General features: G+C 64.2%; 22 protein-coding genes. 12 read left to right on the forward strand and 10 right to left on the reverse strand.

What is annotated here, in order from left to right; translation table 11 throughout:
• Nucleotides 1–103 precede the first annotated feature (103 nt).
• Nucleotides 104–2,359, forward strand: a complete 2,256-nt coding sequence (locus BM222_RS37215) for a cation:proton antiporter domain-containing protein (protein ID WP_092239621.1) — start codon at nucleotides 104–106, stop codon at nucleotides 2,357–2,359.
• 264 nt (nucleotides 2,360–2,623) lie between these two features.
• Here BM222_RS37215 and BM222_RS37220 read toward each other — a convergent pair whose 3' ends face one another.
• From BM222_RS37220 to BM222_RS37240, 5 genes are all read right to left on the reverse strand, one after another.
• A complete protein-coding gene (locus BM222_RS37220; RefSeq protein ID WP_092239622.1) occupies nucleotides 2,624–5,779 on the reverse strand; it encodes an efflux RND transporter permease subunit in 3,156 nt (1,051 codons plus the stop codon).
• Between the two features lie 11 nt (nucleotides 5,780–5,790).
• Nucleotides 5,791–6,984, reverse strand: coding sequence for an efflux RND transporter periplasmic adaptor subunit (locus tag BM222_RS37225; RefSeq protein WP_177243698.1), 1,194 nt, complete (start codon nucleotides 6,982–6,984; stop codon nucleotides 5,791–5,793).
• 62 nt (nucleotides 6,985–7,046) lie between these two features.
• On the reverse strand, nucleotides 7,047–8,120 hold the full coding sequence (locus tag BM222_RS37230; protein ID WP_092239624.1) for a hypothetical protein: 1,074 nt from the start codon (nucleotides 8,118–8,120) through the stop codon (nucleotides 7,047–7,049).
• A 93-nt stretch (nucleotides 8,121–8,213) separates the two neighbouring features.
• Nucleotides 8,214–9,704, reverse strand: coding sequence for a flavin-containing monooxygenase (locus BM222_RS37235; RefSeq protein WP_177243699.1), 1,491 nt, complete (start codon nucleotides 9,702–9,704; stop codon nucleotides 8,214–8,216).
• Nucleotides 9,705–9,808: 104 nt separating this feature from the next.
• Entirely contained in the window at nucleotides 9,809–10,258 is a 450-nt protein-coding gene (locus BM222_RS37240) for a cupin domain-containing protein (RefSeq protein ID WP_092239643.1), read from the reverse strand.
• A gap of 184 nt (nucleotides 10,259–10,442) precedes the next feature.
• Here BM222_RS37240 and BM222_RS37245 point away from each other — a divergent pair, with 184 nt between their 5' ends.
• Nucleotides 10,443–11,483 (forward strand): AraC family transcriptional regulator, encoded by a 1,041-nt coding sequence (locus BM222_RS37245; protein WP_092239644.1) that lies wholly within the window; start codon nucleotides 10,443–10,445, stop codon nucleotides 11,481–11,483.
• On the opposite strand, the gene BM222_RS37250 is transcribed toward BM222_RS37245, so the two are convergent.
• Nucleotides 11,472–13,325, reverse strand: a complete 1,854-nt coding sequence (locus BM222_RS37250; protein ID WP_092239626.1) for an ATP-binding protein — start codon at nucleotides 13,323–13,325, stop codon at nucleotides 11,472–11,474. The genes BM222_RS37245 and BM222_RS37250 overlap by 12 nt on opposite strands.
• A 177-nt stretch (nucleotides 13,326–13,502) precedes the next feature.
• On the opposite strand from BM222_RS37250, the gene BM222_RS37255 reads away from it, so the two are divergent.
• Nucleotides 13,503–14,831: an NAD(P)/FAD-dependent oxidoreductase gene (locus BM222_RS37255; RefSeq protein WP_092239627.1), complete on the forward strand. Its 1,329-nt coding sequence runs from the start codon at nucleotides 13,503–13,505 to the stop codon at nucleotides 14,829–14,831.
• 50 nt (nucleotides 14,832–14,881) lie between these two features.
• Here BM222_RS37255 and BM222_RS37260 read toward each other — a convergent pair whose 3' ends face one another.
• On the reverse strand, nucleotides 14,882–16,105 hold the full coding sequence (locus BM222_RS37260) for a polyhydroxyalkanoate depolymerase (protein ID WP_092239628.1): 1,224 nt from the start codon (nucleotides 16,103–16,105) through the stop codon (nucleotides 14,882–14,884).
• 114 nt (nucleotides 16,106–16,219) lie between these two features.
• Here BM222_RS37260 and BM222_RS37265 point away from each other — a divergent pair, with 114 nt between their 5' ends.
• Complete coding sequence (locus BM222_RS37265) at nucleotides 16,220–16,876, forward strand: glutathione S-transferase family protein (RefSeq protein WP_092239629.1); 657 nt, start codon at nucleotides 16,220–16,222, stop codon at nucleotides 16,874–16,876.
• 280 nt (nucleotides 16,877–17,156) lie between these two features.
• On the opposite strand, the gene BM222_RS37270 is transcribed toward BM222_RS37265, so the two are convergent.
• Nucleotides 17,157–17,381, reverse strand: a complete 225-nt coding sequence (locus BM222_RS37270; protein WP_092239630.1) for a hypothetical protein — start codon at nucleotides 17,379–17,381, stop codon at nucleotides 17,157–17,159.
• Nucleotides 17,382–17,565: 184 nt separating this feature from the next.
• Here BM222_RS37270 and BM222_RS37275 point away from each other — a divergent pair, with 184 nt between their 5' ends.
• The 5 genes from BM222_RS37275 to BM222_RS37300 all read left to right on the forward strand — a co-directional run bounded on the left by BM222_RS37275 (nucleotide 17,566) and on the right by BM222_RS37300 (nucleotide 22,273).
• A complete protein-coding gene (locus tag BM222_RS37275) occupies nucleotides 17,566–17,919 on the forward strand; it encodes a hypothetical protein (RefSeq protein ID WP_092239631.1) in 354 nt (117 codons plus the stop codon).
• 78 nt (nucleotides 17,920–17,997) lie between these two features.
• Nucleotides 17,998–18,843 carry an AraC family transcriptional regulator gene (locus BM222_RS37280; protein ID WP_092239632.1) on the forward strand — a complete coding sequence of 282 codons (846 nt, stop codon included), beginning with the start codon at nucleotides 17,998–18,000 and terminating at the stop codon, nucleotides 18,841–18,843.
• 136 nt (nucleotides 18,844–18,979) lie between these two features.
• Nucleotides 18,980–19,906 (forward strand): SMP-30/gluconolactonase/LRE family protein, encoded by a 927-nt coding sequence (locus BM222_RS37285; RefSeq protein WP_092239633.1) that lies wholly within the window; start codon nucleotides 18,980–18,982, stop codon nucleotides 19,904–19,906.
• 110 nt (nucleotides 19,907–20,016) lie between these two features.
• Nucleotides 20,017–20,610 (forward strand): GNAT family N-acetyltransferase, encoded by a 594-nt coding sequence (locus BM222_RS37295; RefSeq protein ID WP_092239635.1) that lies wholly within the window; start codon nucleotides 20,017–20,019, stop codon nucleotides 20,608–20,610.
• Between the two features lie 16 nt (nucleotides 20,611–20,626).
• Nucleotides 20,627–22,273: a GMC family oxidoreductase gene (locus tag BM222_RS37300; RefSeq protein ID WP_092239636.1), complete on the forward strand. Its 1,647-nt coding sequence runs from the start codon at nucleotides 20,627–20,629 to the stop codon at nucleotides 22,271–22,273.
• 469 nt (nucleotides 22,274–22,742) lie between these two features.
• Here BM222_RS37300 and BM222_RS37305 read toward each other — a convergent pair whose 3' ends face one another.
• Both BM222_RS37305 and BM222_RS37310 read right to left on the reverse strand, forming a co-directional pair.
• Nucleotides 22,743–23,585, reverse strand: a complete 843-nt coding sequence (locus BM222_RS37305; protein WP_092239637.1) for an AAA family ATPase — start codon at nucleotides 23,583–23,585, stop codon at nucleotides 22,743–22,745.
• A 104-nt stretch (nucleotides 23,586–23,689) separates the two neighbouring features.
• Nucleotides 23,690–23,935, reverse strand: coding sequence for a GlsB/YeaQ/YmgE family stress response membrane protein (locus tag BM222_RS37310; RefSeq protein ID WP_092239638.1), 246 nt, complete (start codon nucleotides 23,933–23,935; stop codon nucleotides 23,690–23,692).
• A 163-nt stretch (nucleotides 23,936–24,098) separates the two neighbouring features.
• Between BM222_RS37310 and BM222_RS37315 the strand changes: the two genes are divergently transcribed.
• From BM222_RS37315 to BM222_RS37325, 3 genes are all read left to right on the forward strand, one after another.
• A complete protein-coding gene (locus BM222_RS37315) occupies nucleotides 24,099–25,274 on the forward strand; it encodes a vWA domain-containing protein (RefSeq protein ID WP_092239639.1) in 1,176 nt (391 codons plus the stop codon).
• 105 nt (nucleotides 25,275–25,379) lie between these two features.
• Complete coding sequence (locus tag BM222_RS37320) at nucleotides 25,380–25,793, forward strand: rhodanese-like domain-containing protein (RefSeq protein ID WP_092239640.1); 414 nt, start codon at nucleotides 25,380–25,382, stop codon at nucleotides 25,791–25,793.
• A gap of 148 nt (nucleotides 25,794–25,941) precedes the next feature.
• On the forward strand, nucleotides 25,942–26,167 hold a 226-nt coding region (locus BM222_RS37325; RefSeq protein WP_143106172.1), incomplete at its 3' end, for a DUF4372 domain-containing protein.

Consider the following 26,167-nt stretch of genomic DNA (forward strand, 5'->3'; position numbering starts at 1 on the left):
GAACCCACCGCCACACGCAGGGAACCCGCTCCACCTTCCGCGGGTTCTATCCCCTGTAGCCCCGGCACTTTGCCGGGACAGCAAACGGGGGAAAGACGCCTGCATGCAGTGGAGCCTGCTCCGGCCGGTCGGCCTTGTCCCCGCGGCGCTTGTCCTCACCACCATGGCGGCCGGCGCCGAGGGCGGCAAATCGGCGGCGCCTTCCGAATTCCTGCTGGTGACCCAGATCGTGCTGCTGATCGCGATCGGCCGCGGTCTTGGCGAAATCATGCAGCGCATCGGCCAGCCCTCGGTGATCGGCGAACTGCTCGCCGGCATCATCCTCGGGCCGTCGCTGTTCGGCTGGATCTGGCCGGAGGCGCAAGCCGCGATCTTCCCCAAGACGCCCGAGCAGAAGGCGATGCTCGACGGCATCGCGCAAGTGGGCATCCTGCTGCTGTTGTTGCTGACGGGCATGGAGACCGATCTCAAGCTGGTCAGGAAGGTCGGCAAGGCCGCGATCGCGATCTCGATCGCCGGCATCCTCGTGCCGTTCGCCTGCGGCTTCGCGCTCGGTGAATTCCTCCCCGATGCGCTGCTGCCGAAGCCTGAGCAGCGTCTCGTCGCCTCGCTGTTCATGGGCACGGCGCTGTCGATCTCCTCGGTGAAGATCGTCGCCGTGGTCGTGCGCGAGATGAATTTCATGCGCCGCAATGTCGGCCAGATCATCGTCGCGACCGCCGTGATCGACGACACCATCGGCTGGATCATCATCGCCGTCATCTTCAGCCTGGCCTCGCAGGGCACGCCTGACATCGCCTCGGTGGCGAAAGCCGTGCTGGGCACCCTCGCTTTCCTCGCCGTCAGCTTCACCATTGGTCGCCGGCTGGTGTTTCAGCTCATCCGTTGGGCCAACGACAACCTCGTCAGCGTGGCGGCGGTCATCACCGTAATCCTGCTGTTGATGGGCGTGATGGCGCTGATCACGCATGCGATCGGCGTCCACACCGTGCTGGGCGCCTTCGTCGCCGGCATCCTGGTCGGGGAGTCGCCGATCCTGACGCGGCAGATCGACGAGCGGTTGCGCGGACTGATCTCGAGCTTCTTCATGCCGGTATTTTTCGGGCTTGCGGGCCTCAGCGCCGATCTCTCGGTGCTGCGCGATCCCGGTCTGTTGATGCTCACTGGGCTGCTCGTCGTGATCGCAAGTCTCGGCAAGTTCGGCGGCGCCTTCGTCGGCGGCACTCTCGGCGGCCTGAACACGCGGGAATCGCTGGCGCTCGCGAGCGGGATGAATGCGCGCGGCTCGACCGAGGTCATCATCGCCACCATCGGCCTCTCCATCGGCGTGCTCAGCCAGGTCATGTTCACGATGATCGTGACCATGGCGATCGTGACCACGATGGCGATGCCGCCGATGCTGCGCGCGGCGCTGGCAAAGCTGCCGATGAACGAGGACGAGAAGGAGCGGCTGGAGCGGGAGGAGTTCGAGAAGCGCGGCTTCGTCGCCAATCTCGAGCGTCCGTTGCTCGCGGTCGATGAGAGCGTCAATGCCACTTTCGCCGCCCATATCGCAGGCCTGATCGCCGGCATGCGCGGCTTTCCCGTCACCGTGCTGCATATCGGCATGCGCGCCAAGGAGCAGGCTGAGGCGGAGAGCCACGAGGCGGTGGTGAAGAAGGCGGCCGAAATCGTCTCTGCCGGCGGTGACGGTGACGCCGGCAATGTCGACGTCGTCACCCGTGCGCGGCGCGCCGAGCTCGGCGAAACCATCACTGCGGAGGCGCGCAAGGGTTTTGATCTCCTCGTCGTCGGCGTCGACAAGGTCACCGCGACCAAGGATCGCTTCGACCGCAAGGTCGAGGACATCGCTGCAAAGTTCGAGGGGCCGCTCGCGATCGTGGCGGCCAAGGGCAAGCATCTGAAGCAGCCGGCACCAGATGGGCTCAACATCCTCGTTCCCGTCTCCGGCAGCAGCATTTCCAAGCGCGGCGCCGAAGTTGCGGTGGCGCTGACGCAGGCGGGATCAGGCTCGCTGCGCGTGATCTATGTCGCGACGACGCGCGACAAGGGCGCGCAGCGCGGCGCCTCGCGTGGGCTGAGCCAGGAAGCGGGCATCCTCAAGGACACCAGCGATCTCGCCGCACGCTACGACGTCGACATCACCACGACCTTGCGCGTGAACCGGGCGCCGGAGGCGGCGATCCTGCGCGAGATCGACACCACCGATGTCGATCTCGTCGTCATGGGCGTCGACCGCATCCAGGGCAACCATCTCTCCTTCGGCGGCGTCGCGGACGCGGTGCTCAGGCAGTCGAAGGTCTCGGTGCTGCTGGTGTCGAGCGGCGAGGCGCGGCAGGTGGCGGGCGAGAAGGGTTAGTCCCGCTGTCATTGCGAGCGCAGCGAAGCAATCCAGAATCGCTCCGAAGAGGCAGCCTGGATTGCTTCGTCGCATCAGCGCAAAATTACTTCGCAATTTTGTCGCGAGCTCCTCGCAATGACGGCGAGGCGAGGGCGCGGCACCTCACCCACACCGCCGATAATGCCATCATGCCGGTGTTTTGCCCGACGGTGCAAGCGAATTTCTGTAAAAACGAATTACTTGAGCCGTTTCAACGCCATCCCTACTGTGCATGGGGTTGTTTCAGGATGTCACCTCCGCGGCCGGATGCGCCTTCGGTGCCTTGCGTGACGCCAGCCAGTTCTCGAAGCGCTGCACCACCACGAAGAAGGCCGGCACGAACAGCACCGCAAGGCAGGTCGAGGCCAGCATCCCCGAGAACACCGTGATGCCGATCGACTTGCGGGCGCTGGCGCCGGCGCCGGTCGCGATCACCAGCGGCACCACGCCGAGGATGAAGGCGAACGAGGTCATCAGGATCGGGCGGAAGCGGGCGCGCGCCGCCTCGATCGCGCTTTCCAGCACCGGCCTGCCGTCGCGGCCGTGCAGCTCGAGCCCGACCTCCACGATCAGGATCGCGTTCTTGGCCGACAGCGCGATCAGCAGGATCAGGCCGATCTGGCAGTAGAGGTTGTTCTCGATCTTCAGCCCCGAGAGGATCAGCATCGGTCCGAGCAGCGAGAGCGGCACCGCCAGGATCACCGAGATCGGCGCGTACCAGCTCTCATACTGGCCGGCGAGCACGAGATAGACCAGCAGCATCGCGAGCCCGAACACCCAGTAGATCTGGTTCGAGACCGCCTTCTCCTGATAAGACATCGCGGTCCATTCGTAGCCGGTGCCGGGCGGCAGCGTCTTGTCCGCGATCTCCTCCATCAGCTTGAGTGATTGGCCGGACGAATAGCCCTGCGCCGGCAGGCCGACGATGGTCGAGGAGGGGTAGAGGTTGTAGAGGCTGATCAGCGATGGTCCGGTGACCGGCGTGATCGTGGCCACCGTGCCGATCGGGATCATGTCGCCGTTCTGGTTGCGCACCTGCATGTTGGCGATGTCGCGCTCGCTGACGCGGAAGGCGGGATCGGCCTGGGTATAGACCTGGAACACGCGGCCGAATTTGTTGAACTGGTTGACGTAGGACGAGCCGAGATAGGTCGACAGCGCCGAGAACACCGCGTCCGTCGTCACGTGCAGCGTCTGCGTCTTCACGCGGTCGATCTCGACGTTGAATTGCGGCACCGCAGAGCGGAACGAGGACGAGACGCGCTGGAGTGCGCTCTGGCTCTGGGCGTTGGAGACCATCGCGGCGGTGATGGCTTGCAGCTTGCCGAAGTCGCTGTTGCCGTCGCGCAGCTCGACCTGCATCGAGAAACCGGCGGCATTGCCGATGCCCTGGATGGGCGGCGGCGGCAGCACCAGGGTCCGTGCCTCCATGATATCGGCAACCTTGTCGTTGAGCCCGTACACCAGGGAGCGCAAGTCCTCGCCTTTGCCGCGCGCATCCCAATCCTTCAGGATGATGTAGGCGACGCCGGCATTGGCGAGGCTCGCGCTGTTGTCGAGCGCGGAGATGCCGGCGATGGTGATGACCTGTTGGACGCCGGGCGTGCCCTTGATGATGTCGGCGGCCCTGTCGAGCACCTTCTGGGTCCGCTCGAGCGAGGCGCCGTCGGGGAGCTGCACGGCGGCGATCAGATAGCCTTGATCCTCGATCGGCAGGAAGCCGGTCGGCACCCGAGACAGGCCGTAGCCGCCGATCCCGATCAGGATCAGTGCGAATACGACCGAGACGGTTGCATGCTTGACCAGGAAAGTGATCAGCCGCGTATAGCCGCGCTCGACGCGGTCATAGACCGCGTTGAAGCCGCGATAGAAGAAATTGCGCTTCTCCGGAGGCACGGCCGGCCGCAGCCACAGCGCGCATTGCGTCGGTTTCAGCGTCGCCGCGTTGATGGCCGACAGCAGCGCGGTCGCCGCGATCACCAGCGCGAATTGCGAGTAGATGCGGCCCGTGAGGCCGGCGAGGAACGAGGCCGGCAGGAACACCGAGATCAGCACCAGCGTGATCCCGACGATCGGCGCGAACAGCTGGTCCATCGCCTTGATCGCGGCGTCGTGGCCGTTCATGCCCTGCTCGATGTTGTGGGCAGCGCCTTCCACCACGACGATGGCGTCGTCGACGACGATGCCGATCGCCAGCACGATCGCAAACAGGGTCGACATGTTGATGGTAAATCCGAGCGCCGCCATCGCGGCGAACGCGCCGATGATGGTCACCGGCACCGTGGTGGCCGGCACCAGCATCGCGCGCCAGTCCTGCAGGAACACCAGGATCACGACCAGCACCAGCAGGCCGGCCTCGATCAGGGTCATGTAGACCTCGTGGACCGAGGCGTTCACGAATTTCGTCGTGTCGAACGGCGTGTCGTATTTGATTCCTTCCGGAAAGCGCTTGGCGAGCTCCACCATCTTTCTCTCGACGGCCTGTTCAACTTCAAGCGCGTTGGCGCCGGGCGACTGGAACACGCCGATGCCGGTGGCGGGCTGCTTGTTCAGAGAGAAGATCTGGCTGTAAGTCTGCGCGCCGAGCTCGACCGAGCCGACGTCGCGCACGCGCGTGACGTCGCCGCTGCTGCCCGTCTTGACGATGATGTTCTCGAACTGCGTGGTGTCGTCGAGCCGGCCGTTGACGTTGAGCGTGTACTGGAACGCCTGTCCCGGCGGCGTCGGCGGCGCGCCGACCTGTCCGGCCGAGACCTGCTGGCTCTGCTGCTGGATCGCCTGGATGACATCCTGCGGCACCAATCCGCGCGCCTGCAGCTTGTTCGGATCGAGCCAGATCCGCATCGAATACTGGCCGGCGCCGAACACCGTGACGTTGCCGACGCCGGGCAGGCGGGAGAGCTCGTCGCGGATGTTGATGGTGGCGTAGTTGCTCAGATAGAGGCTGTCGAAGGTGTTGTCCGGAGAGGTCAGCGTCACGAACAGCAGGATCGAGGTCGACCTCTTCTGGACGGTGACGCCCTGGTTCTGTACCGACTGCGGCAGTTGCGACAGCGCGCTGGAAACCCGGTTCTGCACCAGCACCTGCGCGAAATTGAGATCGGTGCCGATCTTGAAGGTTACCGTCAGCGTGTAGCTGCCGTCGGAGCCGCTGTAGGACTGCATGTAGAGCATGTCCTCGACGCCGTTGACCTGCTGCTCGATCGGCAAGGCCACGGTGTCGATCACGGTCTTGGCGCTGGCGCCGGGATAGCGCGTCGTCACCTGCACCGTCGGCGGCACCACATCAGGATATTGGGCGATCGCGAGATTGAACAGCGCGACGCCGCCGATCAGGATCATCAGCAGCGCGATGACGTTCGAGAGGACCGGCCGCTCGATGAAGAATTTTGAGATCATGGCCGGCGCTCCTACCTGGCTGACGCCTGCGGCTGCTCGATCTTGGTCTGTTGCGGGTCGATCTTCTGGCCCGGGATCACACGCAGCAGCCCCGAAATGACTACCCGGTCATCAGGCTTCAGGCCGCTTTCGATCACGCGCAGGCCGTTGTCGGTCGGGCCAATCTGCACCTTGCGCTGCTCGACGACATTGTCATTGTTGGCCACCAGCAGATAGCGCCCGCCCTGGTCGCTGCCGAGCGCGCTGTCGGGGACAAGGAGGGCGTTCTTGTCCTGGTCGAACGGCACGCGGACGCGGACGAAATAACCGGGAAGAAGCACGCGCTTGTCGTTGGGCACGAGGCCGCGCACCGCGAGCGTGCCGGTCGACGAATTGAGGGTGGGCGCGACGTAGTCGAGCTTGCCCTCATGCGGGTAGCCCGTCTCGGTCTGCAGGCCGATCTCGATCGGGAATTGCTTGAGGTCGGCGGCGGTCAATCCGCGCCGCTGCGCCTCGGCGCGGATCCGCAGCACGTCTTGCTCGTTGACGGTGAAGTTAACCCAGATCGGGTCCATCGCAACGATGGTCGCAAGCTGCGTCGGCGAGGCGACGCCGACGAGTTCACCGACCGAGACCAGATGCGCGCTGACGACGCCGTCGAACGGCGCGCTCACCTTGGTATAGCTGTAGTTGAGCTCCGCGATCGCAGTGTTGGCCTGGGCCTGCTGGAGACTGGCCTGGGCATTGTCGCGGGTCGATGTCGAGGTGTCGAGTGTCGCCTGCGAGACAGCCTGCCGCTGCACCAGTTCGGCCTGTCGCTTGAAATCGGTTTCAGCTTGCCGGACCGAGGCCTGCGCGCCAGCCTCGGCCGCCCGCGCCTGATCCAGCTTCAGCTTGTAGGTCTCCGGCTCGATCGTGAACAGCTGCGTGCCCTGCTTGACGAACGTGCCGTCCGTGTAGTCGATCGTCTGCAGAAACCCCTGCACGCGTGCGACGAGATCGACGCTCTTGATGGGCGCGGTGTTGCCGGTGGCTTCGACATAGCGCGTCACGGGGCGCTGCACCGGCGTTGCGACATCCACCTTGGCGGGCGGCGGCGCCACGAAGGTGTTTTTCTCCTCGCACCCGGCCAGCGCGACCACGGCCATTGCTGCCGCCAAAGCCTGCCCGATAGGTCTCCACGCGTCACGACGTTGCGCGGGATAGGCGGGATACGCTGAGGTCATTGGTCGCCCCCATGATTGCCTGTCGTGCGCCAAGCTACCAACAAATCGCCGGCCGTGGAACACTAGCGCGGCTTGATCTCCGCGTATTTCGTCATCGCCTTGTCGAACTTCCGCTTGAACAGCCACATCGCGCCCAGGATCTCGCGGAAGCTGGCCGAGCTTCGCGCCCGGTCGGCCTTGCCGAAAGCGAAGATGCTGTTGTTGCGCAAGTGCTTCATGATGGTGGGATCGGACACCCTGTAGTTCAGGAGGTCGCCGGATTTCAGCGCGGACCGCGTCGGGCTCGGGATGATCTGGATCAGTTCGAACAGCTTCATCTGCTCGATCGGATCGGGCAGCGTCTTCACGATCGCGGGGATTTCAGCAAACGGCTCCGCATGCGCGTTCATGAGACCGTCGCGCACATTGGTCCAGTGATTGAAGCGACGATCGGTGCCGCGGGATCGCGCCTCTTCCTGGTCGTCGCGCGCGTACAATGCGGGATTGGCGGCCGCAATTGCACCCTTGATCGCCTCCCATTTGCGCTGGCCGTTGCGGTCTTCGGACGGGCCGGTCTGCAGGCTTCCCATATAGGTGTTCGAGCGCGCATTGCGGACGTTCTGCTTGCCATTCGTCTCGGCATAGAACAGACCGAGGCTGATGCGGCCCGCAGCGTCGGCTTCAGCCGGTGCAAGTCCCTTGACGCGCGCAATCGCGGTGCCGAGATCGACGACGTCCTTGAACGGTGTCACCGAGGCCTGCGCGCTTGCGGGCGGCGCTTCCATGATCTCGAAAATATCTGCATATTCGTCGACCAGCGGCTCGATCGCGGCGTCGAAATAAGCAGGCGGAATCCCGAACTTGTTCGGCTTGCCGATGCGCGACGGCACGGCGTCGGTAAGATTCTTGTAAGTGCTGATGACAGCGACGCGCGCGAGATAAAGCGCCTGGCCCGGCAGGTTCGGCAGCTTCTGCTTCGCCTCGATCTGGCTGCGCCGCTCGGCGAGGACCGATTTGAAGTCACCGAGCGCGCGATCGTAGGCGGCTTGCGCCTCCGATTGCGTTGGGGTCAGCGCTTGCGCCTGGCTCGGGGCGGGGGCCGCGAGGAACAGCCCGAGTACCGCCATGGCCGCAGCGATGTGAGATCGTGGTCCCATGGCGGTTCCCATGTCCCGGAGATTCGTTGATCATGGGATCGTAAACATCAAACCCGCGATCTGGCGAGCCGCAAATCGGCCTGTCTGATCTCATCACGCGGCCCTGTATTCCGGCGCCGACGCCAGGAATTTGGCATAGGCATCAGCGTCGGGCGGCTGGAAATGTCCGGCAAGCCCGCCGCGCTTCTGCGTTTTCGCGCCGATATCGGCCATCAGCTCGTCGAAATGACGGTAATGATACGGCGCGACACACAGGCCGCCATAGACGCCGGCGGCGGGCCGCTCGACGCGCTTGAAGTGCAGCATCATCTCGATGTTGTCGCGCATCTGCTGCGCCGTCGGCTGGTTCCTGAGTTGCCCGTCGGCATAGCGCACCAACCAGTTCGCGGCGAGATCGGCGCAGAGCACGGTGCAGAACGACGAGTTGAAGCCGACGAAGCCGAGGTCGGGCAGATCAGGGTTGGCGATCAGGCGGTAAAGCCGGTACTGCCCGTCCGGATCGACCAGCTTCGACTGATAGGTGTCAGGCAGGAATGGCACGCCGAGCTTGTAGCCGATCGCGAGCACCGCGACGTCGGCTCCGACGCGCTCGCCGCCGCTCATCACGATGGTGTCGTCTTCATAATGATCGAACGTGCCGAACACCGCCTTGATTCGGCCGTCGGCGACCATGGGGTAGAAGCCCGGCGTTGCAAGCGGCACCGAGCAGTTGACGCCGTCCTCGATCCGCTCCTTCGGCACCATGTTGCACTTGTTGAGCTTGAGCTGCGCCTTCAGCAGACTCTCCAGCCCGCGCCAGTTCGCCCAGATCAGCGGCCCAGCCAGACGGTATGCGAGCCTCGACATCGCGCCGATGCCCCAGCCCGGAAACATCTCCTCCTGCGCCCGGATGTAGAGGATGCGCTTGAAGTTCACGAGCCCGCCGATGAAATAGGGCAGGCGCCAGACCGGCTCGCGCATCACGATGGTGACCTCGCGCGCGCCTGACTTCACCGCGTTCACGGCGATGTCGGTCGCCGACTTCGAGCCGCCGAGCACGACGACGCGGCGTCCTTTCGCCAGCGTGGGATCGTTGTATTTCGAGGAGTGCAGGATCTGCCCGCCTTGCGCAACAAAGCCGTCCTCGCCCGGGCCATGCAGCGCGCGCGGCTCGTTGAACTGCCCGGTGCACACCGCGACGAAATCGAAGTCCTCGTTCGTGGTCGCGCCGTTCTTGTTCGTCAGCGCGAGCGTCCAGCCCGGTTTGCCGTCGGCGCGTCGCGCCATGCCGGCGACGTTCGTGTTGAGGCGCAGCATGCGGTCGAGGCCGAAACTTTTCGCGTAGTCGGCGAGATAGGCATGAACCTGCGGTCCGGTTGGCCATTCCGGATAGGCCTGCGGCATGGCGCGATCGGTGTAGCGGTAGAGATCCTTGGGACTCTGCGTCTGCACGTCAGGATAGGAGCGCGCCGGCTCCCAGACGCCGCCGAGATCAGCGCTGCGCTCGACGATGGTGACGCGGTGGCCGCGGGCGGAGAACGCCTTTGCGGTGGCGAGGCCGGAGACGCCGGCGCCGATCACGCAGACATGCTTTGGGCTGACCATGGGATGGCTCGCAATCAATGTGTTTTCGCGCGCAAGCGGCCTCGTTCGGCCGCGAGGCGGCCGCCGGACCTGCAAGCAGGTGGGACGAGACGACGAGACGGTTGCTAGTCGTTGGCCTCGGGCGGCAGGAAATCGACGTCGTGCAGCGCCGAGATGCGCACGACTTCGGCGGGGTCTGTCAGATTGTGAAGCTGGTTGAACAGCGCCTCCAGCTTCTGCATCGGCGAGACCCAAAACAGTGCGCGGCATGGCTTGTCGGACTTGTTGAAATAGCCATGCGGGATGCCGCGAGGCATGCGCACGAGATCACCGGCATGTGCCTTGACCCAGGCGCCGTCGAGCTTGAGGTCGAGTGTGCCTTCCTGCACCAGGATGAACTCGTCCTGGGTCGGGTGGATGTGCACCGGCACGAACTGGCCGGGATCGCTGTTGGTCTCGAACGCAAAGGTGGACTCGGTGACGGCCTTGGGGAAATAGACCTGACCCAGGATATTCCAGGTCTTGCCGCCATAGCCCGTGCCGTTTGCGGTAATGCCCTTTTCGAGTGCAGTCATGCTCGCCTCCATGTGAACTCCGGCGAGGAAGCTTCCGCCGGGGACCGGTCGCCTGTCTATCCGCTAAACGAATCCGGTCGTGTTGTTGCCGTGCAGCACGACGATTTTGCTGGCGTGCCCTTTTCGTATCCGCGGAGCTATTATAGGCTTAAAACAATTCCGCGAGACGAGGCGTGGGTCGATGATGTCCGCAGCCGTGCAGCAAATGAGCACACGCTCGTCGCGAGCTGAAAGGCTTGCAGCGTTCACCCGCGTCACCACCAATGATGTCGACGAAGCCGCCGAGCAGATTGGACGCATCTTCTGCCCGCACGATCTGAAGCCGGCGCAGGCGCGTGCTTCCGGATTTTCGGCCCGGCACAATTGCGCAGGGTTCGACGGGTTTTCCATCAACTACGTCGCTTATGGCGGGACCGTCAGCATCGACCCCGGCTGCCTCGACCGATTCTTTCTTGTGCAGATACCGCTCACGGGCACCGCCCATATTTCTGCGGGCGCCACCGGTTTCGATGTCGCGCCTGGCAGCACGGCGTCGCTTCTGTCGCCCACCCTCCCGACCCGGATGATGTGGCGTGACTGTGCGCAAGCGATTTTGCTGGTTGACCGTCGTATGGTCGAGCAGCGCGCCGCGGCGCTGTCCGGCAGGGTGGCCGGTGCAGTCGAATTCGCTCCAGCGATAGACCTGAACGCGCCGTCCGGCCGCCAGCTGCAAACCAGTCTGGCCGAGCTGGTGATGCTGGCCGAGCGTCTCGGACCGCCGGGACGGCTCTCGCCGGCCGCGATGGCCGGCTGGCGCGAGACGTTGCTCGAACATCTTCTCAACGGCCAGCGGCATGGCCTGTCGGATGCCATAAGGATCTTCTCGGGCCAAGCCGAACGCCTGCCGCGGGCACTTCGCGTGGCCCGGGACCATCTCGCCGACAATGCCGGCGAGGCGCTTGACCTCGCACAACTCGCCGCTGCCTCGGGGATAGGCATCCGCGCGCTCCAGCTCGGCTTCCGCCGTCACTTCGGCGTGTCGATCTCGGAGATGTTGCTCGATATCAGGCTTGCCGGCCTCCATGCCCGGCTCGCGCTGGCGTCGCCAGGCGTGTCCATCACCGACATCGCTTTCGATCTCGGCTTCACCCATCTCGGCCGCATGTCCGGAGCCTACCGCCAAAAATTCGGCGAGACGCCGTCGGCAACGCTGCGACGGCGGATGAGCTCGCGTTTATTGTCCTGATTGCGCCGCGCGCTCCTCGCTCTCCTGCTTGCGCAGGAAGCCTTCGAGCTGGGCCTGCACCGAATAGGGCGTCGGGATCGGATCGCCGGCGGCATCGACGGCGGTGTCGAGCGAGCGGCGCAGCATGCGTGCCAGCTCGGCCTTGCGGTAGGGTTTTGTCAGAAGCGGCGCACCCATGGTGGCGCGTCCCGGTCCATGCGGGGCGTCGTGGGCATAGCCTGACGTGAACAGCACCCGTAACGAGGGCCGCGCGGCGACCATCTCGTCGGCGAGTTCCCGTCCATTCAGGGCGCCGGCCATCACGATATCGGTGAACAGCAGATCAAAGTGCGCCCCCTCCGCCGCGATGGCGAGCGCGTCGCTGGCGTTGGCGGCGGGGATGACCTTGTAGCCGAGGCTTTCGAGCTGGAGCGTGACGTAGTGGCGGACATCGCGGTCGTCCTCGACACAGAGGATGGTTTCCGTCCCGCCAACGATCTTGCGTTCGTCATAGCCCGCTGGGCGGAGCACACTGGTTTCGGCTTTCGGCAGATAGATCGTGAACGTCGTGCCGCAGCCCTCGGCTGAATCGACCTTGATGCCGCCGCCCGACTGCTTGACGAAGCCGAATACCATGCTGAGGCCGAGCCCCGTGCCCTTGCCGACGTCCTTGGTCGAGAAGAACGGATCGAAGATGCGTTCGGCGATCGCCTGCGGAATGCCCGTGCCGGTGTCGGCGATCTCGATCTCGACATAGTCGCCGGCATAGCCGGCGCCGACCGCGACGGCTTCGCGGACGCCGAAGACGACGTTGCGCGTCGACAGCGTCAACCGGCCGCCTTCGGGCATCGCGTCGCGGGCGTTGATCGCGAGGTTGAGCAAGGCCGATGAGAGCTGGCCGCGGTCGGCGAAGGCGAGCCAGGCGCTGCCGTCGAGCCTGGTCATGATCGCGATCTTCTTGTCGAACGTCGCCAGCAGCAGTTTTGAAAGCTCTTCGAGCAGGTCGTTGACGTCGATTTCGGCCGGCTGCAGCGCCTGCTTGCGCGCAAAGGACAGCAGGCTCGACGTCAGCGCGGCGCCGCGATCGGCGGCCTCGCTGATCAGCTTGGTGATGGTGGCAAGCGGCGGATTGTCCTTCACGGCGTCGGCGAGGGTCTCGATCGTGCCCGTGATCACCGTGAGCATGTTGTTGAATTCATGCGCGATGCCGCCGGTGAGCTGACCGACCGCTTCCATCTTCTGCGCCTGGATCAGCTGCTCCTCGGCGGCGCGCTTTTGCGTCACGTCCTTGACGAAGACGTTGATCATGGTTTGACCGCCGAGGCGCAGCGCGGTGCTCGACGCCTCGATCAGGATCTCGTTGCCTTCCCGGTGCAGCAGCGTCGCCTCGAACCGGATGCCGATCGGTGTATTCGAGAGCTCCGGCAGAAGGCGCATCATGCGCTGCCTGAAACCGTCGCGGAGCGGCTCGGCGATGAGAAGGTCGACGACGTCAGTGCCGAGCGCCTCCCTGCGCGTCCATCCGGTCAGCGCCTCGGCCTGAACGCTCCATTCCACGATGATCCCGTTGGCGTCGGTCTGGACGAAAGCATCCAGCGCGGTTTTGATGACGGCCTGGGTCATTTGTGCGCTCGACAGCGCCTGCTCGGCCAATTGCGCTGCAGCGCGCTTGTCCTGCACCGTCTCGATCGTGCGCGAGCAGAGCCGCGCGAGCAGCATCGCGACGGCGCCGCTTGCGAGCAGGGCAACGATCTGGGCAACGCCGAATCCGGGTCCGGCCACGGAATGGGAGACGAGGAGAGCGAGGGCGGTCATGATGACCTGAGCGGTCATCGCGACTGTCAGAAGCCCCCTGAGTTTCATGCCCTCACCCAACGACGTCAGGCGCGGCGGACCCCGAAGTCCGCCTGGTCAAATGAGTCCGGCTCCATGTCAGCTACAGACTCCCTGTGCGCCGCGCATCCCAGCACCGATTGACAGGTTTGTTGGCCGTGATGCATTTTGGCAGCAAATTTAAAAACACGAAAGCGACACCCCTCGATGTCTCCGCCGCTCAACCATATCGACAGCGACGAACGCCTGCGGGCGCAGGTGGACGTCGTCGTCATCGGCGGCGGCGTCATCGGCGTCTCCGCGGCCTATCATCTGGCCAGGAAAGGCCTCTCCGTCGCGCTGGTCGAGAAGGGGCATGTCGGTGGCGAGCAGTCGAGCCGCAATTGGGGCTGGTGCCGTCAGCAGGGCCGTGCGCGTGAGGAAATTCCGCTCGCGCGCGAAGCGCTGCGGTTGTGGGAGGACATGCAGAACGACGCCGGCGTCGATGCCGGCTTCCGCCGCACCGGCGTGCTGTTCCTGACCAAAAGCAAGGACGAACTCGCCAGCTGGGAGCGTTGGGCGGCGGTCGCACGTGAGATGCAGGTGCACTCGACCGTGCTGACGCCCGCCGAAGTTGCCGAGCGGATGCCTGGAAATATCGACGAATGGGTCGGCGGCCTGCACACGCCGAGCGACGGGCGCGCCGAGCCGTCGATGGCCGTGCCCGCGCTCGCGATGGCTGCGCGCAAGCACGGCGTCACCATTCATCAGGGCTGCGCCGCGCGCGGACTGGAAACGACAGGCGGAAAGGTCAGCGCCGTGGTCACCGAGAAGGGCACCATCCGCACGCAGGCGGTGCTGCTGTCGGGCGGAGCATGGTCGTCGCTGTTCTGCCGTCGTCATGGCATCGAGCTGCCGATCGGCCTCGTCAACGCCACCGCGTGCCGGACCACGCCGGCACCGGAGATCACGTCGGGCGCGGTCGGGACTGACCTCTACTGCATCCGTCGCCGTCTCGACGGCGGCTTTACGCTGGCGCTGCGCAATCGCGGCACGGTCGAACTCTCGCCGGACCTGTTCCGCTACGCGCGCACCTTCTGGCCGACCTATCTGCACCGCCGCAACGGCCTGAAGATGTCGTTCGGCAGGTCGTTCTTCAATCAACTGGCCCGCGGCACCAGCTGGAGCTTCGACAAGCCGTCCCCGTTCGAGGCCGAACGCGTGCGCGATCCCGAGCCTGATATGTCGCTGGTCAATGCGGCGCTGGCCGCGCTGATCAAGGCGAACCCGGAGCTGAAGGACGTCGAGATCGCGGAAGCCTGGGGCGGCACCATCGACTGCACGCCGGATACCATCCCCGTGATCTCGCCGGTCGATGCACTGCCTGGCTTCTTCCTTGCCACCGGCTTCTCCGGCCACGGCTTCGGCATCGGCCCCGCAGCCGGCAAGCTCGCCGCCGACATCGTCGCCGGCGCGACGCCGCTGGTCGATCCCGCGGCCTACAGCCACAAGCGCATGATCGACGGAAGGCGGCTCGCGCCGGTCAGCCCGTTCTGAGGACCGCATCACGGTTCTCTACAAAGCCAACATGATGCGCGGCGAGCGTCTCACGAATTCACGTGCACGAAATCCCGCAGCAGCGGATAGATCTCGTTGTTCCAGCGCTTGCCGGAGAACACGCCGTAATGGCCGACGCCGGCCTGCATGTGATGCACTCGGCGATAGGCGCGCACGCCGGTGCAGAGGTCTTGCGCCGCGAGCGTCTGGCCGATCGAGCAGATGTCGTCCTTCTCGCCCTCCACCGTCATCAGCCCCATGCGGCTGATGGCCCTGGTGTCCACGGGACGGCCGCGATGCATCAGCTTACCCTGCGGCAGCAGATGTTCCTGGAACACGTCGCGCACGGTCTCGATGTAGAACTCGGCCGGCAGGTCCATCACCGCGAAATATTCGTCATAGAAGGTCTTGATGCTGGCCGCCTTCTCCTTCTCGCCCTTGGCGATGTGGTTGGCGAGATCCATGTGCTGCTTGATGTGGCGCTCGAGATTCATCGAGACGAAAGCGGTGAGCTGCACGAAGCCGGGATAGACTTTGCGGAGCGCGCCGCGGCACTGCACGGGAACGTAGTTGATCAGGTTCCGTTCGAACCATTCGATCGGCTTGCTCTTGGCGAACTCGTTGACCTTGGTCGGCTGGATCCGCGTGTCGATCGGCCCCGCCATCAGCGTCAGCGTTGCCGGCCGAGACGGATGATTGCCCTCGCACATGATGGCGGCAGCCGCGAGCGCCGAAACCGACGGCTGGCAGATCGCAACCATATGCGGGCGCGGCCCCAACTGCCCGAGAAAGTCGATCAGGTGCTCAGTATAGTCGTCGAGCCCGAAGCGGCCCTCGCTGCGCGGAATGTCGCGCGGATTGTGCCAGTCGGTGATGTAGACGTCGTGGTCCTGCAGCAGCGTCTTCACCGTGCCGCGCAGCAGCGTCGCGAAATGGCCGGACATCGGCGCCACCAGCAGCATGCGCGGTTGCTCGGTCACGCCGTCCTTCCTGAAGTGCAGCAGCGAGCCGAACGGGGTCGCGTAAGCGACCTCCTCGGTGACGCCGATTTGGCGATTGCCGACCATCACGCTGTCGATGCCGTAGGCCGGGCGGTCGTAGGTGAGGGTCGAGCGCGAGATCAGCTCCATTGCCGCCGAGAGCCGGCCCACGACGTGGTCCGACATCCCCTGCGGTACCAGATTGAGCAATTTCAGCGCCGACGAGGCTCCCGCCCGCCACGGGGCCGTCAGGTCCATCTGGTTCTGAAACGCCTGATAATACATCGACATCATACTGAAGCGCCCACCCTATCCCCTGCATCCATGCAATATCGGAGCCAAGGAGGCTTGCCGGAATTGGCACGTCACTTGCTGCGCGGTTGGCTGGACACGTGAGGGAAGCGCCCCATGGCGAAGGCGACACTGACCATCAGCAGCAAGAACTACTCGTCCTGGTCGCTGCGGGGCTGGCTGCTGACCAAATTTTCCGGCCTCGATTTCGAGGAGATCGTCACCGCGCCGGATGACGCCTCGGCGCGTGCTGAAATCCTGTTGCTGTCGTCCTCGATCCTGGTGCCCTGCCTGCGCCATGACGGCGCCACGGTCTGGGATACGCTGGCGATCGCCGAATATCTCAACGAGGTGATGCCTGATGCCGGCCTGTTGCCGGCCGATCGTGTCCAGCGCGCGCATTGCCGCTCGATCTCAGGCGAAATCCATTCCGGCTTCACGACGCTGCGCGCCTCGCTGCCGGTCAATCTGAAGGGCCATTTCCCCGGCTTTAAGATCTGGTCGCGCGCACAGGCGGACATCGACCGGGTCTGGTCGATCTGGCGCGATTGTCTGGCCAAGTCAGGAGGTCCGTTCCTGTTCGGCGGGACGCGCACCATGGCGGACGCGATGTACGCCCCCGTGGTGACGCGCTTCGCCACCTATGACGTCAGGCTCGAGCCAGTTCTCAAGGCCTACGCCGACACCATCATGGCCATGCCGGAGATGAAGGAATGGGTCGCGGCGGCGAGGGAAGAGCCGGCCGAGATCGAGGAGCTCGAGGTCGAATATTAGGCAGGCGGCGCGCGGCTCTGCCTGTTTCCGGGGCGGGGACGCCGGGGTCCTTGCCGACCTCTATGCCTTTGCCATCGTTAACCTTTGGCGCCGGTCGCTGGCGGTTGTCCGCAATTGCCCTGGGCAGATCTTGTGCGTAACGGCAGGGCCTTGTCGACATCTAGCCGTGAACAGGCGCGTACAACACGATCAGGCTGATTCGGACGCGATTCGTTCGGGCCGCGTTCCCTTGGTTAAGGCAGAGCGCGGCCCCGTTGCATTTTGAGACAGAAGCGGGCCGTCAGGCCACGCCGGAATGCTTCATGCGGGGCACGCGCCATCCGATGACGGTTGCCTCGACCGGCACGCCGGCCGCATGGTTCTGCCAGCGTCCCTCGACATAGCGGCAGGCAAACGGAAGCTGATACGTTCCGCTGTGATCCTCACACAGCACTTCGACCGGCAGGCCGGGAGGCGGTTCTCCGGCGCCGTCGAATTCCGCCAATCGTCTATCGCGCGTTGCCATTCCAAAAATCTCCCCTCATCAAAGCCGCGGAAAGAGCGCCCACTTCCTCCGCGTGCGGTTTACTGCTCCCCCTCCAAGGGGAACGCGCCAAGCTCAACGCGAGAATGCGGTGCGAGTGTGGTAGCCTCGCGCGGCGGCGCGCAATCGGCGCACATTGCCGTGATCATCTTGATGAGGAACCTGAATGCTGCGCCGGACCATCGTCGTTTGTATCGCCATGTTACCGTTCGTCGCGCACATGCAGGTTGCGGCGCAGGACGTCCCGGGCATCGAGATCTGCACGGTCGAGAAGACCATGGAGCGGCGCACCAGCTGTCTCCAGAGCAACGTCGACTTCCTCCAGAAGACCATCACCCGGCTCAATCTCGATCACCAGCAGAAGCTGGACGCCGCGAACCGCCAGATTGACGCGCTGAAGGTGACGCTCGCAGGCCTCCAGAAGACCATCGGCGATCTCCAGGCGGCGCAGACGAAGCAGGCCGAGGATCTGAACAAGAAGCAGGACTCACCGCCGCCGAAAGAGGCGAAGGACAAGTAAGCCCGAAGCAATCCCGATCAAGCGCAGCGGAGAGCGCAAGCGCAGCATCGCACCGCTTCGGAAGGAGAATCGTGATCCATGAACCCGGCCCAGCGCGCGCTCTGGTATATCGAAAGCCATCTGGCCGAGCCGATGACGCTCGACGAGATCGCTGCGATCTCAGGCGTGTCGCGGTTCCATCTGGTGCGTGCGTTTGCTGCAGCCACCGGCTTGCCGGTGATGCGCTACGTGCGTGCACGGCGGCTGAGCGAGGCGGCGCGCAGACTTGCCAAGGGCGCGCCGGACATTCTGTCACTGGCGCTGGAGGCTGATTACGGCTCGCACGAAGCATTCACCCGCGCGTTCCGCGACCACTTCGGAACCACGCCCGAAGCGGTGAGGGCGGCGACGTGCACTGGCCAGATCAAGCTTCAGGAGCCGATTCTCATGGATTCCACCATGTCAGACAGTCTCAAAGCCCCGCGTTTCGAAACCGCAAAAGCCTTCCTCGTCGCCGGCCTTGGCGAGCGCATCTCCTGCGACAACGGCGCCGTCATTCCGGGAATGTGGGCCCGCTTCCACCAGGAGGTCGCCGACATTCCCGAACGCATCGGGCGGGGGAAAGAACAGGTCGCCTACGGCGTCTGCTGCAACGGCGATGATGCCGGCAATTTCGATTACATCGCCGGCGTCGAGGTCACTGATTTCTCCGACCTGCCACGCGGTCTCACTCGCATCCGCATTCCCGAGCAGCGCTACGCGGTGTTTACCCATACCGAGCACGTCGCCTCGGTCAGGCGCACCGTCAACGCGATCTGGAATCAATGGCTGCCGGCCTCCGGCCTGAAAGCCGCCGACGCGCCGAACTTCGAGCGCTACGACGAGAAGTTCGATCCGGTGACCGGCAATGGCGGCTTCGAGATTTGGATACCGGTGCGAGAATAACGCGCAACGCTGGCATACCATCCCGCTTGCTTGGCAAGGGAGATCGACTTTGTCATAACCGCTGGCAAAACTTGCCAGCGGGGCCCGTGCCGGACATCCCGAGCAAGCGATAACAAGCAGCCGGGAGGGTCCCCAAATGCCTGACGTCCGTGTTCTCGCCACCGATCTCGAATTTCCCGAAGGCCCGGTCGTGATGCCTGACGGCTCAGTGGTGCTGGTGGAAATCCGCGGCCAGCGTCTGACGCGCGTCTACCCTGATGGCCGCAAGGAGATCGTCGCGAAAGTGCCCGGCGGCCCCAACGGCGCAGCGCTGGGCCCCGACGGAAAGATCTATATCTGCAACAATGGCGGCTTCTCCTGGATCCCGACCCGCAACATGATCATGCCGGGGCCGCAGCCCGCGGATTATCTCGGCGGCTCGATCCAGCGCGTCGATCTGCAAACCGGCAAAATCGAGACCGTCGTCACCAAATGCGGCGAGCACGATCTGCGTGGGCCGAACGATCTCGTGTTCGACAAGCACGGCGGCCTCTGGTTCTCCGATCTCGGCAAGCGCCGCGCGCGCGAGATGGATGTCGGCGGCATGTATTATCTCAAGCCCGGCATGACAGAGATCGTGGAAGTCGTGCACGGCGTGCTGCCGGCCAACGGCATCGGGCTCTCGCCTGATGAAAACACCGTCTACATCGCGGAGACGCCGACGGGCCGGCTCTGGGCCTATGAGCTCTCCGCGCCCGGCACGCTGAAGCCGCGCGACGCCATCTATCGCGGCGAGCGGGGCAAGCCGATCTGCGGCCTCGGCGGCTACCAGATGTTCGACTCGCTCGCGGTCGAGGCCAACGGCAATGTCTGCGTCGCCACGCTGGTCTCCGGCTGCATCTCGGTGATCGCGCCTGATGGCACCCTGGTCGAGCAGATCCCGACCGGCGATCGCGTCACCACCAACATCGCCTTCGGTGGCCCCGAGCTGAAGACCGCCTACATCACGCTGTCAGGCAAGGGCGAGCTCGTCGCCATGGACTGGCCGCGCGGCGGTTTGCCGTTGAATTTTCTGAACAAGTGAGCCAAGCCGTCATTGCGAGGAGCCCTTGCGACGAAGCAATCCAGGCTGCCTCCCCGGTAAGATTCTGGATTGCTTCGCTTCGCTCGCACTGACAACGGAGAGAGACTTCAATGCCCTGGCCTGATCCCATCACCCTCCGCGGACAGCACGCCCGGCTCGAGCCGCTCTCGAAAGAGCATCTCCAGGCGCTGACGGAGGCTGTCAAGGACGGCGAGCTCTCCAAGCTCTGGTACACGGCGATCCCCCTGCCGGAGAACATGGGCAAGGAGATCGACCGTCGCCTCGACCTCCAGGCCAAGGGCTCGATGCTGCCGTTCACGGTGTTCGACGCCGGCGGCAACATCGTCGGCATGACGACCTACATGAACATCGACGCCACCAACCGCCGCGTCGAGATCGGCTCGACCTGGTACGGCAAGAGCGCGCAGCGCGGCCCGCTCAACACGCAGTGCAAGCTGTTGCTGCTGCGTCACGCCTTCGAGACGTTGGACTGCATCGCGGTCGAATTCCGTACGCACTTCTTCAATCACCAGAGCCGCCGCGCCATCGAGCGCTTAGGGGCCAAGCAGGACGGCATTCTGCGCAGTCACCAGGTCGCCCCGAACGGCTCGCTGCGCGACACCGTCGTCTACAGCATCATCGCTGCCGAATGGCCGACGGTGAAGGCGCATCTCGAATATCAACTCAACGACAAGCCGCGCTAAGGGCGGCCGAGGCACCATGGATAGATTCGACTATGTGATCATCGGCGCGGGCTCCGCCGGTTGCGTTCTCACTTCCCGGCTGAGCGAAGATCCCAACACCAGCGTCTGCGTGCTGGAGGCAGGTCCGTCCGACTGGCACCCCTACATCCATCTGCCGGCGGGGTTCATCAAGACCTTCCACATGAAGAGCATCAACTGGGCCTACCAGCAGGAGGTCGGGCCTTACACCGGCGGGCGCAGCATCTACGCGCCGCGTGGCAAGACGCTCGGCGGCTCGTCTTCGATCAACGGACACATCTACAATCGCGGCCAGCGCATGGATTTCGACACCTGGGCGCAGATGGGCAATCGCGGCTGGGGCTATGCCGACGTGCTGCCTTACTTCAAGCGCCTGGAGATGCGGGTCGGCGAGGGCGACAACACCTTCCGCGGGCGCGACGGCAAGCTCACGGTCACGACGATGGAGTGGCGCGATCCACTCTGCGAGGCCTTCATGGAAGGCGCGGTCTCGCTCGGCATCCCGCGCAATCCTGACTACAACGGCGCCAAGCAGGAAGGCGTCTCCTACTGCCAGCGGACCATCGACAACGGCCTGCGCGTCTCGGGCTCGACCGCCTTCCTCAAGCCCGCGATGAAGCGGCCCAACGTGCACGTGCACACCCATGCACACGCGACCGAGATCATTTTCGAGGGCAAGCGCGCCGTCGGCGTGCGCTACAGCAAGGGCGGCCGCGGCGGCACGCCGGTGGAGGTGCGCGCCAACAAGGAAGTCATCCTGTCCGGCGGCACCTATAATTCGCCGCAACTGCTGCAGCTCTCGGGCATCGGCTCGCCGGAACTGCTCGGCGCCCACGGCATCCAGGTGCGTCACGCGCTGCCGGTCGGCGAAGGACTTCAGGACCACTACGCGCCGCGCACGGTGGCGCGCGTCAAGGACATCAAGACCATCAACGAGCTCCGCCGCGGCTGGCGTCTCTGGGTCGAGGCGATGAAATGGGCGACCGCGCGCCGAGGTCTTCTCTCACTGTCGCCGACCATGGTCTATTGCTTCTGGCACTCCGGCGAGAGCGCCGACAGCTCCGATCTGCAACTCACCTTCACGCCGGCGAGCTACAAGGAGGGCGTGCAGGGCCAGCTCGAGGACGAGCCCGGCATGACGGTCGCTTCCTGGCAGCAGCGCCCGGAGAGCCGCGGCTACGTCCGCATCCGCTCCAACGATCCATTCGCGCCGCCGATCATCCAGACCAATTATCTCGATGCCGAACTCGACCGCCGCGTCATCGTCGGCGGCATGAAGCTCGCGCGGCGGCTCCTGAAGTCGGCGCCGCTGTCGCCGTATTACGCGTACGAGGATTTCCCCGGACCCAACATCAACACCGACGACGAGTTTCTCGCCGCCGCCACAGAACGTGGCACCACCACTTTCCACCCCGGTTGCACCTGCCGCATGGGCCCGGCGGACAGCACGTGGGCGGTGGTCGACGACCAGCTCCGCGTCCACGGGTTGGAAGGTCTGCGCGTCATCGACGCCTCCGTGATGCCGCGCATGATCTCGGCAAACCTCAACGCCTCCACCATGATGATCGCCGACCGCGCCTCGGATCTGATCCGCGGCAAGGCACCGATGGAAGCCGTGCGTATTCCCGACGCCGCCGTGGCGTGAAGTCCACCGCCTACTTGTCGTTTGACCCGGCAGGCCGGTTCACGAATCGGCATGCCGAGTCTGAAATGGCGCGCCTCATCAGAAGGCAGGCGATCCAGTATTCCAGAGGCGGCTGTGATTAGCCGAGGGGCCGCGGCCTACTAGAGGCCCTGCCTTCGCGCGGCATGGGCGCCGGTCGGGCGAAACACCCCGCCACCCCGTGAAGCAAAGCTCGGGCGAGAGGAGCCGCGAGGATGAGAAGGTGTGTCTGCGATTGAGATGCAAGTTGGAGGAGGGAGCAGCCGCCTCATTGCGAGCGCAGCGAAGCAATCCTGAGTCTTGCAGCGGAGGGATTCTGGATTGCTTCGTCGCTTCGCTCCTCGCAATGACGTGGAGAGAGCGTGCAACACACCCGGTATCGTAGGGGGGCAAAGCGAAGCGTGCCCACCAGAAGCATATGGTGGGCACGGCGCTACGCATTGCAGCAGCCTCAAACTTCCCGTCGGCTCAGGAACGCCAGCCGTTCGAACAGGTGCACGTCCTGCTCGTTCTTGAGCAGCGCGCCGTGCAGCGGCGGGATCAGTTTGCGCGGGTCACGTTCCCTGAGTTGCTCGACGCTCATGTCCTCGTTGAGCAGCAGCTTGAGCCAGTCCAGCAGTTCCGACGTCGACGGCTTCTTCTTCAAGCCGGGCACCTCGCGCACCTCGAAGAAGATGCGCAAGGCTTCCTCGACCAGGCGCTTCTTGATTCCGGGGAAGTGGACGTCGACGATACGGCCCATCGTCTCGGCGTCGGGGAACTTGATGTAGTGGAAGAAGCAGCGCCGCAGGAAGGCGTCCGGCAGCTCCTTTTCGTTGTTGGAGGTGATCATCATGATCGGGCGCTGCTTGGCCTTGATCGTCTCGCCGGTCTCGTAGACATGGAATTCCATGCGGTCGAGCTCGAGCAGCAGATCGTTCGGGAATTCGATATCGGCCTTGTCGATCTCGTCGATCAGCAGCACCGGGCGCTGCTCAGCCGTGAAGGCCTCCCACAGCTTGCCGCGCTTGATGTAATTCTTGATGTCGGAGACCCTGCTATCACCGAGCTGGCTGTCGCGCAGGCGCGACACTGCATCATATTCGTAGAGGCCCTGCTGCGCCTTGGTGGTGGACTTGATGTGCCAGGTCAAAAGCGGCGCGTTCAGCGCCTTCGCCACTTCCTCCGCCAGCACCGTCTTGCCGGTGCCGGGCTCGCCCTTGATGAGGAGCGGGCGCTCCAGCACGATCGAGGCATTGACGGCCACCTTGAGATCCTCGGTCGCAACATAGTCCTTGGTGCCGGTAAATTTCATTGCGCGTCCTTGTTGGTCGTCGTTCCGGACATTGCCAATTCATGGCCCCGGCCGCGACATGGGAACGGCCGCACATGGCGGCCGTTCCTGGTTCGGTCATGCTTTCAGACCCGTCTTATCAGCGAAAGGATGACGAGCACAATCACCGCGCCGATCGTGGCATCGACGATGGCGCCGATCGTGCCGGTCGCGACCTCGATATGCAGCTGCGGCAGCACCCAGCCGGCGACCAGCGCGCCGATGATGCCGACCACGATGTTGCCGATCAGCCCAAATCCCGCCCCATGGACAATCTTGCCGGCGAGCCAGCCGGCGATCGCGCCGATGATCAGTGCCGCGATAATTCCCATTGCAACCGCTCCCCCAAAACAACCCCTTGAGGGCGGCAATTCTAGAGCAAAAAGCCCTTGGGTCTACGTTGAATCACCGCAGTCGGGATCTCGCTTCACCTCTCCCATTGGCAGAGGTGAAGCGCCCCTTGACGTTCGCCACCCGACGGGCAATCTGTTACCCATGTTCCTGCAATTCTTCACGTCTCTGCGCGACGCGCAGGTCCCCGTCACGCTGCGCGAATACCTCACGCTGATGGAGGCGCTCGACGCTGACCTGTCGGACTATTCGGTCGAGAATTTCTATTACCTGTCGCGCACTTCGCTGGTGAAGGACGAGCGCAATCTCGACAAGTTCGATCGCGTCTTCGGCACCGTGTTCAAGGGGCTGGAGAGCCTGCTCGACGCCATGGAGAAGGCGGAGATCCCCGAGGACTGGCTGAAGAAGCTCGCCGAAAAATACCTCAGCGAGGAAGAGAAGAAGCAGATCGAGGCCATGGGCTGGGACAAGCTCATGGAGACCCTGAAGAAGCGGCTCGAGGAGCAGAAGGGCCGGCACCAGGGCGGTTCGAAATGGATCGGCACCGCCGGCACCTCGCCGTTCGGCGCGCACGGTTACAATCCGGAGGGCGTCCGCATCGGCCAGGAGAAGAACCGCAACAACCGCGCCGTGAAGGTGTGGGACAAGCGCGAGTTCAAGGATCTCGACGGCAATGTCGAGCTCGGTATCCGCAACATCAAGGTGGCGCTGCGCCGCTTGCGCAAATTCGCGCGCACCGGGGCGCCTGACGAGCTCGACCTCGACACCACCATCCGCGAGACCGCCAATCACGGCTATCTCGACGTTCACATGCGCCCCGAGCGGCGCAATGCCGTGAAGCTCCTGGTGTTCTTCGACATCGGTGGCTCCATGGACTCGCATATCGAGCAGGTCGAGGAACTGTTCTCGGCGGCGAAGAGCGAGTTCAAGCACATGGAGTATTTCTACTTCCACAACTGCCTCTATGAAGGCGTGTGGAAGCAGAACAAGCGCCGCTTCACCGATCGCACGCCGACCTGGGACGTGCTGCATAAATATCCGCACGACTACAAGGTCGTGTTCGTCGGGGATGCCTCGATGTCGCCTTACGAGATCATGGTGCCCGGCGGCTCGGTCGAGCACGTCAACGAGGAGCCCGGCTCGGTCTGGCTCGACCGCATCATCCGTACCTATCCGCACACGGTGTGGCTCAATCCGGTCGCGCAGAAGCACTGGGACTATTCGGAATCCACCACCATCATCAAGCGCACCTTTGCCAACCGCATGTACCCGATCACGATCGAGGGTCTCGAAGGTGCGATGAAGGAACTGACGCACTGATTTCTGTCATTCCGGGGCGCGCATAGCGCGAACCCGGAATCTCGAGCTTCCGGGTTCGATGCTTTGCGTCGCCCCGGAACGACGGAAGAGAAGAAGGGAAGACACATGCCCCAAAACATCACCCGCGGCATCAAGCAGCTTTGCGACGAGGCCAATGCCGAGATCGAGACGCTGTCAGCCAAGGACGCCATCGAGATCTCCAAGAACGGTGACGTCGTCATCGTCGATATCAGAGATCCCCGCGAGATCGAGCGCGACGGCCGCATCCCCGGTGCATTCTCCTGCACGCGCGGCATGCTGGAATTCTGGATCGATCCGCAGAGCCCGTATGCGAAGCCGATCTTCCAGGAAGACAAGAAATTCGTCTTCCACTGCGCCGGCGGCCTGCGCTCCGCGCTCGCCGCCAAGACCGCAAAGGACATGGGCCTCAAGCCCGTCGCTCACATCGCCGGCGGCTACGCCGCCTGGCGTGATGCCGGCGGACCGACGGAGCCATGGGAGCCGAAGAAGAAGGGGTGAGTTAAACCGTCGTCACCACAAACTCCGTCATGCCCGGGCTTGACCCACAGCTGTCCGGTTTAGATTTTGTGGACAAGGCGCATGGCGTTGATTCTAGTCGGTTCTGGACGTCTGCAAGCGTTCCGGGACACGACAGGAGATCAGCGCCATGCCGCACCACAATACAGTATTTCGCGACGTCCTGAAGCTGATGCCGTGGCGTCAGTTTGAAGGGCTTGTGGAAGAACATGATGCGGATGCGCGGGTACGGCGGCTGCCGACCAAGTCGCAATTCGTGGCGATGCTGTACGGCCAACTTTCTGGAGCCTCGGGGCTGCGAGAGATTGTGACGGCTCTTTCGAGCCATGGGTCGCGGCTTTACCACCTCGGCGCAG

The organism is Bradyrhizobium sp. Gha, from assembly GCF_900113735.1.
Taxonomy (GTDB): Bacteria; Pseudomonadota; Alphaproteobacteria; order Rhizobiales; family Xanthobacteraceae; genus Bradyrhizobium.

Excerpts from the sequence above, each read along its gene's own strand:
- BM222_RS37215 (WP_092239621.1), top strand. The coding sequence starts at position 104 with ATGCAGTGGAGCCTGCTCCGGCCGGTCGGCCTTGTCCCCGCGGCGCTT.
- BM222_RS37220 (WP_092239622.1), bottom strand. The coding sequence starts at position 5,779 with ATGATCTCAAAATTCTTCATCGAGCGGCCGGTCCTCTCGAACGTCATC.
- BM222_RS37225 (WP_177243698.1), bottom strand. The coding sequence starts at position 6,984 with ATGACCTCAGCGTATCCCGCCTATCCCGCGCAACGTCGTGACGCGTGG.
- BM222_RS37230 (WP_092239624.1), bottom strand. The coding sequence starts at position 8,120 with ATGGGACCACGATCTCACATCGCTGCGGCCATGGCGGTACTCGGGCTG.
- BM222_RS37235 (WP_177243699.1), bottom strand. The coding sequence starts at position 9,704 with ATGGTCAGCCCAAAGCATGTCTGCGTGATCGGCGCCGGCGTCTCCGGC.
- BM222_RS37240 (WP_092239643.1), bottom strand. The coding sequence starts at position 10,258 with ATGACTGCACTCGAAAAGGGCATTACCGCAAACGGCACGGGCTATGGC.
- BM222_RS37245 (WP_092239644.1), top strand. The coding sequence starts at position 10,443 with ATGTCCGCAGCCGTGCAGCAAATGAGCACACGCTCGTCGCGAGCTGAA.
- BM222_RS37250 (WP_092239626.1), bottom strand. The coding sequence starts at position 13,325 with ATGAAACTCAGGGGGCTTCTGACAGTCGCGATGACCGCTCAGGTCATC.
- BM222_RS37255 (WP_092239627.1), top strand. The coding sequence starts at position 13,503 with ATGTCTCCGCCGCTCAACCATATCGACAGCGACGAACGCCTGCGGGCG.
- BM222_RS37260 (WP_092239628.1), bottom strand. The coding sequence starts at position 16,105 with ATGATGTCGATGTATTATCAGGCGTTTCAGAACCAGATGGACCTGACG.
- BM222_RS37265 (WP_092239629.1), top strand. The coding sequence starts at position 16,220 with ATGGCGAAGGCGACACTGACCATCAGCAGCAAGAACTACTCGTCCTGG.
- BM222_RS37270 (WP_092239630.1), bottom strand. The coding sequence starts at position 17,381 with ATGGCAACGCGCGATAGACGATTGGCGGAATTCGACGGCGCCGGAGAA.
- BM222_RS37275 (WP_092239631.1), top strand. The coding sequence starts at position 17,566 with ATGCTGCGCCGGACCATCGTCGTTTGTATCGCCATGTTACCGTTCGTC.
- BM222_RS37280 (WP_092239632.1), top strand. The coding sequence starts at position 17,998 with ATGAACCCGGCCCAGCGCGCGCTCTGGTATATCGAAAGCCATCTGGCC.
- BM222_RS37285 (WP_092239633.1), top strand. The coding sequence starts at position 18,980 with ATGCCTGACGTCCGTGTTCTCGCCACCGATCTCGAATTTCCCGAAGGC.
- BM222_RS37295 (WP_092239635.1), top strand. The coding sequence starts at position 20,017 with ATGCCCTGGCCTGATCCCATCACCCTCCGCGGACAGCACGCCCGGCTC.
- BM222_RS37300 (WP_092239636.1), top strand. The coding sequence starts at position 20,627 with ATGGATAGATTCGACTATGTGATCATCGGCGCGGGCTCCGCCGGTTGC.
- BM222_RS37305 (WP_092239637.1), bottom strand. The coding sequence starts at position 23,585 with ATGAAATTTACCGGCACCAAGGACTATGTTGCGACCGAGGATCTCAAG.
- BM222_RS37310 (WP_092239638.1), bottom strand. The coding sequence starts at position 23,935 with ATGGGAATTATCGCGGCACTGATCATCGGCGCGATCGCCGGCTGGCTC.
- BM222_RS37315 (WP_092239639.1), top strand. The coding sequence starts at position 24,099 with ATGTTCCTGCAATTCTTCACGTCTCTGCGCGACGCGCAGGTCCCCGTC.
- BM222_RS37320 (WP_092239640.1), top strand. The coding sequence starts at position 25,380 with ATGCCCCAAAACATCACCCGCGGCATCAAGCAGCTTTGCGACGAGGCC.